The 12,691-nt window shown below is 65.7% G+C and carries 9 protein-coding genes and 1 pseudogene; 6 read left to right on the top strand and 4 right to left on the bottom strand.

The genetic code is table 11. The features are described from left to right. Positions 1 to 236: 236 nt before the first annotated feature. The 5 genes and pseudogenes from ABIB35_RS08405 to ABIB35_RS08385 form a co-directional block, all read left to right on the top strand. Positions 237 to 464 (top strand): annotated as a pseudogene (locus ABIB35_RS08405) (hypothetical protein); the annotation flags it as partial. Between the two features lie 81 nt (positions 465 to 545). After that, positions 546 to 1,043: a hypothetical protein gene (locus ABIB35_RS08400; protein WP_354180512.1), complete on the top strand. Its 498-nt coding sequence runs from the start codon at positions 546 to 548 to the stop codon at positions 1,041 to 1,043. Positions 1,044 to 1,103: 60 nt separating this feature from the next. After that, the gene (locus ABIB35_RS08395) at positions 1,104 to 1,730 is read left to right on the top strand and encodes a DUF8548 family protein (protein ID WP_354180510.1); all 627 of its coding nucleotides are present in this window, start codon (positions 1,104 to 1,106) and stop codon (positions 1,728 to 1,730) included. Positions 1,731 to 1,960: 230 nt separating this feature from the next. Next, the gene (locus ABIB35_RS08390; RefSeq protein WP_354180508.1) at positions 1,961 to 3,058 is read left to right on the top strand and encodes a thermonuclease family protein; all 1,098 of its coding nucleotides are present in this window, start codon (positions 1,961 to 1,963) and stop codon (positions 3,056 to 3,058) included. Between the two features lie 313 nt (positions 3,059 to 3,371). Next, positions 3,372 to 4,094 (top strand): EcsC family protein, encoded by a 723-nt coding sequence (locus tag ABIB35_RS08385; protein ID WP_354180506.1) that lies wholly within the window; start codon positions 3,372 to 3,374, stop codon positions 4,092 to 4,094. 84 nt (positions 4,095 to 4,178) lie between these two features. Here ABIB35_RS08385 and ABIB35_RS08380 read toward each other — a convergent pair whose 3' ends face one another. From ABIB35_RS08380 to ABIB35_RS08365, 4 genes are all read right to left on the bottom strand, one after another. Beyond that, positions 4,179 to 5,630: an MFS transporter gene (locus ABIB35_RS08380; protein ID WP_354180505.1), complete on the bottom strand. Its 1,452-nt coding sequence runs from the start codon at positions 5,628 to 5,630 to the stop codon at positions 4,179 to 4,181. Between the two features lie 121 nt (positions 5,631 to 5,751). Further along, entirely contained in the window at positions 5,752 to 7,236 is a 1,485-nt protein-coding gene (locus tag ABIB35_RS08375) for an NAD-dependent succinate-semialdehyde dehydrogenase (protein WP_354180503.1), read from the bottom strand. After that, entirely contained in the window at positions 7,233 to 10,349 is a 3,117-nt protein-coding gene (locus ABIB35_RS08370) for an FAD-binding and (Fe-S)-binding domain-containing protein (RefSeq protein ID WP_354180501.1), read from the bottom strand. The genes ABIB35_RS08375 and ABIB35_RS08370 overlap by 4 nt, the downstream gene beginning before the upstream one ends. A 7-nt stretch (positions 10,350 to 10,356) precedes the next feature. After that, positions 10,357 to 11,634 carry an aspartate aminotransferase family protein gene (locus ABIB35_RS08365; RefSeq protein ID WP_354180499.1) on the bottom strand — a complete coding sequence of 426 codons (1,278 nt, stop codon included), beginning with the start codon at positions 11,632 to 11,634 and terminating at the stop codon, positions 10,357 to 10,359. 65 nt (positions 11,635 to 11,699) lie between these two features. Here ABIB35_RS08365 and ABIB35_RS08360 point away from each other — a divergent pair, with 65 nt between their 5' ends. Beyond that, positions 11,700 to 12,686, top strand: coding sequence for a D-2-hydroxyacid dehydrogenase (locus ABIB35_RS08360; protein WP_354180497.1), 987 nt, complete (start codon positions 11,700 to 11,702; stop codon positions 12,684 to 12,686). Positions 12,687 to 12,691 lie beyond the last annotated feature (5 nt).

The following is a 12,691-nucleotide window of genomic DNA, read 5'->3' as shown; positions in this document are numbered from 1 at the left end:
GGCAATGTCACACCTAACACTTAGTGTTGTCGACAGGTGCTGCACCACATCAAATCTGCCACAGGGCACTGCTGCTTTGAGGTCAGATATAAGCATGGGGGAAACATGTTTTTGATCGACGCGAATGAACCCTCCACACCTAGGGACCTGGGTGTACTCAGCCAGCGACCTCGTCACAGCAGCGACGTGCGAGTTCCAGATCCTGCGAAAGCTCGACAGTGGACCCGTTCTAAGATCAGGAAGCCGCCGTCGTTATTGTTTCCATGGCCTGTTCTGCCCCGGCCGAAGCTCCGCGCGGCATGGGATTCCTTCTAAACCGCAACCGCATCAACGTCGCTCTTTCGCGCGGGCAATGCAGGGCGGTTGTTGTCCGTTCGCGACATCTGACGCAATATATGTCGTCACGGCCTGGGACGCTGGAAGAACTAGGTGCATTCATAGGGCTCTGCGCAGTGAGCCGATGAGAAACAAAGACCGAAATAAGTCGATAGATATCCATCCATGGCCAGAGTTGATACCACGGCCGCAACATTTGGGAGCAGACAGTGCCTGATCTCTTCAGCGAGGCAGATTTGAAAGGCCGTGGCTTCGAGGGCTTTAGACGTTTCGCCGAACTAGACCTCTCAGAAGTTCCGCGCAGTCCCGGGGTCTATGCCGTGTTTCGCGACAGCAATAGCTTCCACGGGGTACTGGATTCGAGCGTCGGCGGGTGGTTCAAGCAAAAGACCCCGACCGGTGACCCGTCAATCCTGCGGTCACTTCTCACTTGTGACGCCGCGACCCTGTACCTGGGGAAGGCAGACGCTGGTAGCCGTGGCACTCGTGGACTCCGCAAACGGATCGGCGAATTCGTGAGGTTCGGCAACGGAGAACCCGTCGGCCACTGGGGCGGGCGTTATATCTGGCAGTTGTCGAACTCCCAGGACCTGCGTATCGCCTGGCTTCCAGTTATCGGCAAGTCAGCAACGGATGTCGAATCAGAGCTACTTGAAGAGTTCTTCCAGGCGCATTCTATGCTTCCTTTCGCAAATCTACGCCGGTAGCTATTCCGTTCCCTTTGCCTGATACGTTTCAGATTCTATTTCTCCTATCGAAAGACAGCGATGACTACTCAGACCGATCTCCAACGGCTTGTTGCCTTCATCAACACCGAGCTTCCCCGCGACACTTGGACGGCTTGGCCGGGCGGATGGCCGGAACAGGTCGAAGCAGCGCTCATCGATGCAGTCATGAGTATCAGCGCGAAGTACGGCTCCGAAGGCAACGGGGTCCGGGGCGCGGTCACTCGCTATCGGACGGCCGTGGGATCTGAGCGCCCGGATGACCTGGCGCGGCTCGCCAACCAAGATCCTGCGCAGCTGCAGACAGTCCTCAACGACCAGATGGTTAGCGGACGCACCAAGGCGTCGGCTGTCGTCGAAGCCGCCGGAAATCTGCTGGCTGCGGGGGTCAAGTCTGCTGCTGACCTGGATCCGCATAACCCGGAACACAAGAAGGCCTACACATCGGTGCATGGACTCGGGTGGGTGACGTGGGAGTACTTCGGGATGTTGCTCGGCAAGCCCGGCATCAAGGCAGACCGGTGGATAGTCCGATTCGTGGGGCGGGCTCTCCGACGTGACGTAACGGCTTCAGAAGCCAGGGCTCTGCTAGTAGAAGCAGCAACCGTGCTTGAATCAACCCCGACGGAACTCGATCACGCCATCTGGGCCTTCGAACGTGACATCTAAAATACGAACCATTTCCGTTAAGGCACAAGATAACAATCGAGAGTAAACGGCGCACCCACCCACACGGTTTCCTGATAAGTCCCGGCTGCCGGATATTCTCATCCCTGTTAATTCAACAATCTGGGGGAATCCTTGCACCGCACTACAAGTGGAGTTCACTGCTCCGCGCCTGAAATCGCTCCGAGAAGCATCAGTTTTCGTTCCGTCAGCCGGTTCCCGGAGTCCGCGGCATGATCCTCGCGAAAAAGGTAGCCATCGCTGCCACAGCAGCCGTGGCCATCACCGTCACATCGGTCGGGGTCGCAACCGCGGTTAATTCCGACAAAGCCAGGGTGGTCCGCGTCATCGACGGAGACACGCTCGTCGTGGACTTCAAGAATGAGGAACTAACCGTCCGGCTTCTGAATGTGGATACACCGGAAACTAAAGACCCAAACGAACCTGTTGAATGCCTCGGACCTGAGGCCACCGATTTCCTGAAAGAGGCACTGCCCCAGGGCAGCAAGGTCACGCTGGCCTTCGACGTCGAATTGGAAGACCGCTACGGCCGCACACTAGCGGCCGTCTATGACGCCCAGGACCGTCTGATCAATGCCGAAGTAGCCCGCCAGGGTTTTGGCATTCCCGTCACCTACGGCAAGAACTCGAAGTTCCGGCCCCCGGTTGATGCGGCCTACCAAGAGGCCGAAGAACAGAAGAATGGACTGTTCGACGACGACGTCGAGTGCACGGTCGCCGCACTGGAGTCCGCGGCTCAGGAAGCAGCCGCACAAGGTACGGGGACGTCGGCAGCATCGGCGGCTGCCGCGGCGGCAGCCGTCTTCGCCGCAGCCAAAGTCGTCAACGAGGGCTTTGATGCGCTGGAGGCCGGGGCGAAAGCCGGCAACTCACTGATCTGGAAGGTGTTGTCCGAAGCCGACCGGTCAGCCCTACTGGCCCGGGCGGCAACCGCCAAGGGCACCATCGCCGAGCGTCATGGCGAACTCACCAGCCTCCAGGAGGAGCGGCAGGCCGCCGAGGACGAGGCCAAGCGTCTGGAAGCGGAAGCCAAAGCCGAGGCCGAAAGGGTGGCAGCTGAGGAGGAAGCCCGGAAGGTTGCTGAAGCCGCCCAGGCTGAAGCCGACAGGATCGCAGCAGCAAAGGCAGAGGCAGAGGCAGAGGCAGAGCGTATCGCCGCTGCGCAGGCCGAGGCGAACCGCCGGGCTCAACAGCAGCAGTACGTCGCTCCGCCCCAGCAGCAGTACGCTCCGCCTGCCCAGGGCAACCCCTCGGGCTACACGGGGCCACGGTGCTATGCGCCCGGCGGTAAGACCTGGCGGCCCTGCTAGAACAGGGACGCTAAAGGGCGCTGACCGGCGGCCCCTCACGGTCGTTGCAACCCCCTCACTTTGGGTGTTGCAACGACCGTGGTTCGTTCCTCACAGGATGTGGTTTTGGAAGAGCTTGGGAGCTCTCGTCGGAGCTTGCACCTGCTCACCCGGCATGTGAACCGGGAATTGCAGGCTGATGTTGGAATACTGTTCCTCAAGTCCGACGCCAGCGAATTCCATCGGTCTCATTTGCGACTTCGACAGTCATCACCCCGCACGTCCACCGCACTTTCCCTGCGGATCACTCACACAAGAACTCAGAGAGGTATCCATGTCCGACCCGACAGCGCCCGAAACCGACGAGGCTCCGACAACCACCGCAGAGAAAGCATCCGGGCAGCTCTTAAAGCTGGTGGGAAAAGTGATCGACACGGGAGTCGGTCCACTCACGGGCTCGGTCACCTGGGCTGAGGATAGGCTGGCCCGCGTCCAGGGACCCCGCTACGAGCCGAATACCGACCCGATCAGGAAAGTCCGACCGTACGAACAGGACGATATTGATAAGGCCATCAAGCGACTCATCGTCGAGTCTGTTGAAGCCGCCAGCGTCAACGGATTCGCCACAGAGCTTGGCGGGTTTATCGCGATGCCAGTAACGGTGCCCGCGAATATGGCGGGCGCCCTGGTGATCAACGCACGTCTAGCTGGAGCGATCGCCTACCTGCGTGGGTACGACCCTCAGGATCCTCACGTCCGCACGGTGGCCACACTCGTCGCCGTGGGATCGAACACACAACAGATCGCTAAGGCCATCGGGATCAAAGTCGGTGAGAAAGTCGCGATGCAGGCGATTAAGAAAATCCCGATTGTGGTCATTCGCGAGATCAATAAAAAAGCCGGATTTATGCTTCTTGCCAAATACGGCACAAAGCGTTCCGTCGTTACCCTGGCAAAGGGAATTCCCCTTGTCGGCGGTGTGGTCGGCGGCGCCGTGGATGGAACCATGACCGGATTTATCGGCAAAACCGCGAAATCGATGTTCCCTGTCGACTGAATGTTCAGATGTTCCTAAAAGCTGCTAGCCAGCATGCCGCCACACGACGACGGCACGCTGGCTATAGGGCCGAACAGGCCGTCCCTAGAACGAAACCCGCCGCTCCTCAGCATTCTCCCGGTTCAGCTCCACATACTCGCGCTTCGGCAGCCCCACAGACGCCGGAACACCGGGAAGCTCCTCGCCGCGCAGCGTGGCCTGGGCCGTCTCCCGCATGCACAGGACGCTGATCAGACCGATCACACCGGCAATCGCCATGTACCAGCCGGGCACCAGCTGGTTGCCTGTGGTCTCGATCAGCTGGTTGGCGATCGTCTGCGACGGCCCGGCGAAGAACGCGGTGGAGAAGTTGTAGGCGATGGCGAAGCCCGTGTAGCGGACCGCGGTCGGGAACAGTGCCGGAAGGGTCGAGGACACCGAAGACACCAGGATCACCAGCAGGAAGCCCAGCACACCCAGTCCAATGAACTGCAGGACCAGGTTCTCCATGCCCAGCAGCGCAATCGCGGGAACGGAGAGCACGGTGTAACCGATCGCAGCAGCGAGCAGCAGCGGCTTGCGGCCAATCCGATCGGACAATGCGCCGACCGGAGGAATAGCCACCAGCATCAGGGCCATCACGGCCACCAGCATCCAGTTGCCCTGCGCGGTGCTGTGGCCCAGCTGGCCGCTCAGGTAGGTCGGCATGTACCCGAGGATCAGGTAGAACGCGACGTTCAGGAGCACCACAAACCCGGCGAGGATCAGCATCTGCCGCCAGTTATTCGCCAGCACATGCCGCAGCGGGGACTTTGTGGTCTCCTTGTGCGCCGAAGCCTCTGTGTAGACAGCAGCCTCGGTCAGCCGGGTCCTGATCCACAGGGCGGTCAGGCCCAGCGGAATGGTCAGCAGAAACGGCAGCCGCCACCAGCCGGCCTCCATCCCGGCGTCCCCCACAATGGCAATCAGCGTGGTGCAGACAATCGCGGCCAGGATAAACCCAACGGTGGTGCCGAACTCCAGGAACGAACCGAAGAAACCACGGCGCTTATCCGGCGCGGACTCCGCCATATACACCGCAGCTCCGCCGTACTCGCCGCCGGCGGAGAAGCCCTGCACCAGGCGGCAGATCAGCAGCAGCACCGGAGCCAGCAGGCCCACGGTCTCCAGCGTAGGCAGCAGCCCGATCGCACCGGTGGCCAGCGTCATCATGGTCACGGTGAGCACCATAACCTTTTGCCGGCCCACCCGGTCCCCCAGCGGCCCGAGGATCAGGCCGCCCAGCGGCCGGACCAGGAAGGACAGCGCCAGGGTGGCGAGTGTCAGCGTGACCCCCAGACCGCCGTCGCCCTCCGTGGAGCCGAAGAAATTCACCGCCATGTAGATCGTCAAATATCCATAGACGCCGTAGTCGAACCACTCGACGGCGTTGCCCAGCGCCGCACCCAGGATGGACCGGTGGAGCGAGCGTTTGCCTTCGGCGGTGCGGGGCTCGGAGCCCGGCACTGTCTGCGGTTCCGGGTGCCTGCCTTGCGTGGGCTGTGAACTGGTGGTCATCGGTTTGTCCTTTAGTGAGTGGTTTGGCTAGCAAGGGTGGTGCCAAGTTCGGGAATCCGGCCGGTGTGCCGCTCCCCATCACGCTCAAATCAGTCCCGCAACAGCAGCCCGGGAAACCGGGCTACCGGGGCACGGCCAGGTACTTTGTTTCAAGGAACTCCTCGATCCCCACGCGCCCTCCTTCACGGCCCAGCCCGGAGGCCTTGATCCCGCCGAACGGTGCCGCCGGATTGGAGACGATGCCGGTGTTGAGCCCCACCATGCCGACCTCCAGTGCGTCGCCCATCCGGAAGCCGCGGTCCACGTCCTGCGTGAACAGGTAGCCGACCAGCCCCCACGGGGTGTCATTGGCCAGCCGGGTGACTTCCTCCTCGGTGTCGAACGGGACCACGGGGGCCACCGGACCGAAGATTTCCTGGCTCATCAAATCCGAGTCGGGGCTCACCCCGGAGAGCACGGTGGGAGTGTAGAAGTAGCCGGGCCGGTCCGGCCGCGAACCGCCGCAGACCACTTCGGCGCCCTTGGCGACGGCGTCGTCCACCAGTTCCTGCACCTTGGTGAGTGCCTTCTCCTCCACCAGGGGCCCGACGTCGGTGCCCGGCTCCGCGCCGTTGCCCACCGATAGTGTGCTCAGGCGGGCGGCGAGCCGGCGGGCGAAATCGTCCGCCACCGGCCGCTGCACAAACATCCGGTTCGCGGCGGTGCAGGCCTCGCCCATGTTGCGCATCTTCGCGGCGACGGCCCCGTCCACGGCGCGGTCCAGGTCGGCATCCTCAAACACGATGAACGGCGCGTTCCCGCCCAGTTCCATCGAGGAGCGCATTACGTGCTGTGCAGCCTGTTCCAGCAGCCGTACCCCCACCTCAGTGGAGCCGGTGAAGCTGACCTTGCGGGCGATGCCGCTGGACATCCACGGCGACACGACCGCCGAGGCCTTCGACGTGGGCACCACGTTCAGCACCCCGGCGGGCAGCCCGGCCTCCACCAGAATGTCCACCAGCGCCAGCGAGGACAGCGGGGTCAGGTTGGCGGGCTTGAACACCATGGTGCAGCCGGCGGCGATGGCCGGGCCGATCTTGCGGGTGCCCATCGCCAGCGGGAAGTTCCACGGCGTGACCAGCACACACGGTCCCACCGGTTCCTTCGAGACGATGATCCGGGTCTTGCCGTCGCCGGTGGTGGTGGCGTCCCCGCCGATGCGCACGGCTTCCTCGGAGAACCAGCGGAAGAACTCGGCGGCGTACGCCACCTCGCCCTTGGCCTCGGCGAGTGGTTTCCCCATTTCGGTGGTCATGATCAGCGCCAGCTCGTCCTGCCGGGCCATGATCAGGTCATAGGCGCGGCGCAGGATCTCGCTGCGCTCCCGGGGCGCGGTGGCAGCCCATTCCTTCTGCACCCGGCCGGCCGTTTCGATCGCCCGCCGGGCGTCCTCCGGACCGCCGTCGGCCACCGTGGCGATGACCTCTTCGGTGGCGGGATTCACGACGTCAAACCGGGCTCCGGAGGCGGCGTCGGCCCACTGCCCGTCGATGAACAGGCCGGTGCTGACCGTGGCGATGGCATCGCGGGCCTGCTGCGAGGTGCGGGTGCTCGTTTGGATTGTCATGCGGTTTCTCTTTCTCTGTCTGTGGACGTTCTGTCTGTGGCCGGCCCCGGGTCGAGAATCTGGGCCAGGTGGGTTGCGGGCCGCCCGGGGTCCAGCTGGTTCACCTGCATGGCGCAGGAGAACCCATCGGTGAGGACCACGGCGTCCGGGGTGGTGCCGCGCAGCGCCGGGGCCAGGGCCTGTTCGGCCACCTGCATACTCACCTCGTAGTGCTCTTTTTCAAAGCCGAAGTTCCCGGCCACACCGCAGCAGCCGGTGGCGTCCACCACGCAGGGAACCCCGACGGCGGCCAGCAGGGCCTTCTGCGTGCCCGCCCCAAACACGGCGTATTCATGGCAGTGCGTCTGCAGCACCACCTGCTCCGGCAGCGGCACCGCGGGCGACGGCGTCCAGCCCGCCGCGGACAGCTCGCCCACGTGTGCGGCGAAGCTGCGGACCCGGGCGGCGACCCGGCGGGCCTGCTCGGTGGGGACCAGCTCCGGCAGGTCCTTCCGCAGGGCGGCGGCACAGCTGGGCTCGACGACGACGATGGGCCTCTCGGTCCCGTCATCCAGCACCTCAGCGGCGTTGGCCAGGAGCTTCTTGGCAGTGTCGAGCTGGCCGGTGGAGATCCAGGTCAGGCCGCAGCAGGCGTCCGCGGAGCATTCGGTCCGCTCCCCCGCGCCGGTCAGCACGCGGGCGGCGGCACCGGCGACTTCGGGGCGGAAACCGCGGGTGAAGGTGTCGACGAAGAGCACCACGCCGGTTTTTTGCCCGGCTACACTACCCGGCATCTGCACCCCGGCAGCCGCCAGCTCTGCCCGCCACTCCCCCGCGCCGGCGAACCGGGGCAGGGAGCGTTCGGTCGTGAGCCCGCCCAGCTTCGCGGCCAGCTTGCCGAGCGGCGTTGCCAGGACGGCGTTGACCAGCGGCGCCACCCTGCCGGTGAGCTTCAGCCAGCGCGGCAGCCAGCCCAGGGAGAAGTGCGAGAGCGGGCGTAGCCGGCCGCGGTAATAGTGGTCGAAAAACTCCGACTTGTACGTCGCCATGTCCACGCCGGTGGGACAGTCGCTGGAGCAGGCCTTGCAGGACAAGCAGAGGTCCAGGGCCTCGCGGACCTCCTCGGATTTCCAGCCCTCCTGCACGGTGCGGGCGCCGCGGACCATGTCCTGCAGCACGCGCGCCCGGCCCCGGGTGGAGTCCTTCTCATCCCGGGTGGCCCGGTAGCTGGGGCACATCACCCCGCCGGCATCGGTGCGGCAGCGGCCCACCCCGATGCAGCTCTGCACCGCATGGACGAACGGGTCAATACTGTGTCCCCCGCCGCTTCCCGCGCCAGATCCGGCAGCAGAAGAAGCCGCATCGTCAGTCTCCACCGACGACCCGCCGCCTGCGTGCAGCGGCCGCAGGTCGAAGCTGGTGCGCCATTCCCGCGCGGGCACCCCGTCCAGTGCCAGATGCGCGTCGATCGGATCCGGATCGGTCAGCGATCCCGGGTTCAGGATGCCGGCCGGGTCCCACAGCTTGCGGTAGGCAGCGAAGGCCGCGAGCAGACGCGGCGAATACATCAACGGCAGCAGCTCGGACCGGGCCCGACCGTCGCCGTGTTCCCCGGAGAGCGAGCCGCCGTGCTGCACCACCAGCCGGGCGGCGTCGGCGGAGAACGCACGGAACACCTCCCGTCCGGCCACGGTCCGCAGATCGTAGGTGATGCGGATGTGCATACAGCCGGCCCCGAAGTGCCCGTACATCACACCCTGCAGCCCGTAGTGGTGCAGCAGGTCGCGGAAATCGGCCAGGTAGTCGGCCAGTTTTTCCGGTGCGACGGCGGAATCCTCCCACCCGGGCCAGGACTCACCGCCGGTGGACAAACGAGAAGATAGTCCGGCGCCGTCTTCCCGGACGCGCCACAACGAGGCCCGCTCAACGGCGTCGGGCACCGGGCGGCCTTCGATCAGCCGGCCGTTTTCCGTCAGCCGGGCCAGCAGCCGGTCAGCGTCGGCCTGTACGGAGGCGGGGTCGTCGCCGTCGAGGTCCACGTACAACCAGGCCTTGCCCGCGGGCAGGCCTGTCACCGACCCGGCGCCTCGGCGAAAGCGCATGGTGTCCACAATGGCTTCGTCGATCCCCTCCACCGCGGCCGGGGAGAATTCGAGGATGGTTTCGATGTCCCGGGCGGCCTCCACCACGTCCGGGTAGCCCAGGCAGACCAGCAGCGCGCTGGCCGGTTTGGGCACCAGCTTCATCCGCGCGCCCACGATCACGACGCAAGTGCCTTCGGAGCCCACAAGGGCGCGGGCCACGTTGAAGCCGTGTTCGGGCAGCAGGTTGGCCAGATGATAGCCGGAGACCTGCCGCTGGATCCGGCCCAGTGCCACCCTGAAGTCCGCCAGGTTGGCCTGCGTGAGTTCCCGCAGGCCCGCAGATAGGGCGGCGGCGCGCCGTTCAGAAAAGGTGTCCGCCGGATGGGTCGCGTGCAGGCCGGTGGCCGTGGCGGTGAGCCGGGCGCCGTCGGCCGTGACGACGTCGATCTCCGCCACATGATCCGAGGTGCGGCCGTAGCGCACGGAGTGGTTCCCGCAGGCGTCGTTGCCCAGGGCACCGCCCACAGTGGCGCGGTTCTTCGACGACGGATCCGGGGCGAACGTGAACCGGTTGCCGGTGGCCTGCTCCACCTCGCGGGACAGGACAGCGAGGACGACGCCGGGGTCCACGGCCACGGTGCCGGTGGCCTCATCGATGGCCTGGATACGGTTCAGGTGCCGGGAGAAGTCCAGGATGACGCCGGGACCGATCGCGTTACCGGCCATTGAGGTGCCACCGCCCCGGCTCACCAACGGCGTACCGGTGTCCCGGCACACGGCCAAGACGGCGACGACGTCGTCCACCGACCGCGGGAACACCACGGCCAGCGGCGGGACCCGGTAGTTGGACGCATCGTAGGAGTACTCGGCCAGCCGGCGCGGTGACGAATCGGCCGGGACGCCTGCCGCCGCCAGCGCCGCCAGAACGCGGCGCTGGGCCGCATCCTCTGTGCTGGGGCCCGCGCCGCTCCTCGCGCCGTCGCGCCGGCCGTCGGCCGGGCTGCGGCTGGATCGGCCGCCATTTTCGGCAGCGACGTCCGTATCAGTCATCGGAAGCTCAGCCCGCCACGCCGGCCGGAACGGCATCAGTGACGGTGGCCAGGGCGGCCTCGAAACGCTCTAGTCCCGTGGCGATTTCCTCGGAGGTGACCACCAGCGCCGGGATCAGCCGGACCACGTTGCCGGCGGGACCGCAGGTCAGGGTCAGCAGGCCCTGTTCAGTGGTGGCCTGCTGCACGGCTGCGGCGGTCCCGGCGTCCGGGGTGCCGTCGTCGGCGGTGAACTCGATGCCCTGCATCAGGCCGCGGCCGCGGACGTCGCCGATCACCGGGAAGCGTTCCCGGATGTCCCGCAGGCCCGCCTGGAGCTGCTCGCCGCGGACGCGGGAATTCTCCACCAGGGCCTCCTCCTGCACCACTTCCAGGGTGGCGACGCCGGCGGCAGCGGACACGGCGTTGCCGCCGTAGGTGCCGCCCTGGGAACCGGGCCAGGCCTTGGACATGGTCTCGGTGGACGCCGCGATGGCGGAAATCGGGAAGCCGGAGGCGATGCCCTTAGCCGTGATGATGATGTCCGGCGTGGCACTGGAGTACTGATGGCCCCAGAACTTTCCGGTGCGTCCCACCCCGGCCTGGACCTCGTCGAAAATCAGCTGGATACCGTATTTATCCGCACGCTCCCGCAGGCCCTCCATAAACGCGGGCGGGGTGGGCAGATAGCCGCCGTCGCCCAGGGCGGGCTCGATGAGGAAGGCTGCGGTGTCCTTGGGATCGGTGCGGGTCTGGAGCAGGTAGTCGAGTTCCTGCAGCGCAAAAACGACGGCGGTGTCCTCGTCCCAGCCATAGCGGTAGGCGTAGGGGAAGGCGGACATGTGCACGCCGGCCATCAGCGGCGCGAAGCCGGCGGAAAACTTGGTGCCGGCCGTGGTCAGCGAGGCGGCGGCGACGGTGCGGCCGTGGAAGCCGCCCTGGAACACCACGATGTTCGGCCGGCCGGTGGCCATCCGTGCCAGCCGGACAGCGGCCTCGACGGCTTCGGAGCCGGAATTGGCGTAGAAAACGGAATCGAGGCCGGCCGGAAGCACCTCGCCCAGCTTCTCGGTCAGTTCCAGCAGCGGCTTGTGCATCACCGTGGTGTACTGCGCGTGGATGATCTTGCCGACCTGCTCGCGGGCGGCGGCCACTACCTTCGGGTGGCAGTGCCCGGTGCTGGTGACACCGATCCCGGTGGTGAAGTCCAGGTAGGCCTTGCCGTCGGTCCCGTGGATCCAGCTGCCAAGGGCATGGTCCACCATCACCGGGGTTGCTTGCTTGAGGGCGGGGCTGAGGGAAGTCATGCCGTTATGATGCAGGTCACATCTGTCTATTGTCAACAATCCTGCAATAGGGATACGGTTGTGGCGTGAGTAACACTGTGAGCAAACCGCGGGTGGTTCTACTTTCCGCCCAGGGCGTGGCCCTTCCCTTCAATCTGGACGCCCTCGAGGCTTTGGCGGACGTGACCGTGACCGACGCCGAGGGACTCCCTGGGGCAGTTGCCGGCGCTGATGTCCTGTTCCTCTGGGACTTCTTCTCCTCCGCACTCCGCGACGCCTGGCCGCATGCCGACGCCCTGAAATGGGTGCACGTGGCGGCGGCCGGCGTGGACGCCATGCTGTTCGAGGAGCTGCGGACCTCCGGCGTAGTGGTCACCAACGCGCACGGCACGTTCGACCAGCCGATCGCCGAGTTTGTGCTGGCCTCAATCCTCGCGCACAACAAGCAGCTGCACCTGAGCAAACGGCTGCAGCAGGACTCGGTCTGGAAGCACCGCGAGCTGACCCGCACCGCAGGGTCCCGGGCGCTGGTGGTGGGCACCGGTGGAATCGGCCGCGCCACGGCACGGCTTCTGCGGGCCGTGGGCCTGGAGGTGCGCGGCGTCGGCCGGACCCCGCGGGAGCAGGATCCGAATTTCGGCACGGTGGTCGCCAGCACGGAGCTCGCCGCGCACGCGGGCTGGGCAGACCACGTGGTCCTGGCCGCCCCGCTGACCGAACAGACCCGCGATCTGGTGGACGACGTCGTCCTGGCCGCTATGCAGCCCAGCGCGCACCTTATTAACGTCGGCCGCGGCGCTCTGGTGGACGAAGATGCTCTGCTCCAGGCGCTGCGCCGGGGACAGCTCGCCGCCGCGTCACTGGATGTGTTCCGCGAAGAGCCGCTGCCGGTTTCCCATCCGTTCTGGGGCCTGGAAAACGTCCACCTGTCCGCGCACATGTGCGGCGACGTCGTCGGCTGGCGCGACGCGCTCGCCCGGCAGTTCCAGGACAACTTGGAACGCTGGACGGCCGGCGCGGACCTGGCCAACGTGGTGGACAAGCAGCGCGGCTACGTGAGCTCCTTGCCCTAACCGCG

The organism is Arthrobacter sp. UYP6 (assembly GCF_040547315.1).
Classification (GTDB): Bacteria; Actinomycetota; Actinomycetes; order Actinomycetales; family Micrococcaceae; genus Arthrobacter_B.
Note: the sequence above shows the minus strand (reverse complement) of the source record. Positions and strands in the feature narration are given on the sequence as shown.

What these genes read in the sequence shown, in the direction of transcription:
- ABIB35_RS08380 (WP_354180505.1), bottom strand. Translation starts at nt 5,630, where the DNA reads ATGACCACCAGTTCACAGCCCACGCAAGGCAGGCACCCGGAACCGCAG.
- ABIB35_RS08395 (WP_354180510.1), top strand. Translation starts at nt 1,104, where the DNA reads ATGACTACTCAGACCGATCTCCAACGGCTTGTTGCCTTCATCAACACC.
- ABIB35_RS08365 (WP_354180499.1), bottom strand. Translation starts at nt 11,634, where the DNA reads ATGACTTCCCTCAGCCCCGCCCTCAAGCAAGCAACCCCGGTGATGGTG.
- ABIB35_RS08385 (WP_354180506.1), top strand. Translation starts at nt 3,372, where the DNA reads ATGTCCGACCCGACAGCGCCCGAAACCGACGAGGCTCCGACAACCACC.
- ABIB35_RS08390 (WP_354180508.1), top strand. Translation starts at nt 1,961, where the DNA reads ATGATCCTCGCGAAAAAGGTAGCCATCGCTGCCACAGCAGCCGTGGCC.
- ABIB35_RS08375 (WP_354180503.1), bottom strand. Translation starts at nt 7,236, where the DNA reads ATGACAATCCAAACGAGCACCCGCACCTCGCAGCAGGCCCGCGATGCC.
- ABIB35_RS08370 (WP_354180501.1), bottom strand. Translation starts at nt 10,349, where the DNA reads ATGACTGATACGGACGTCGCTGCCGAAAATGGCGGCCGATCCAGCCGC.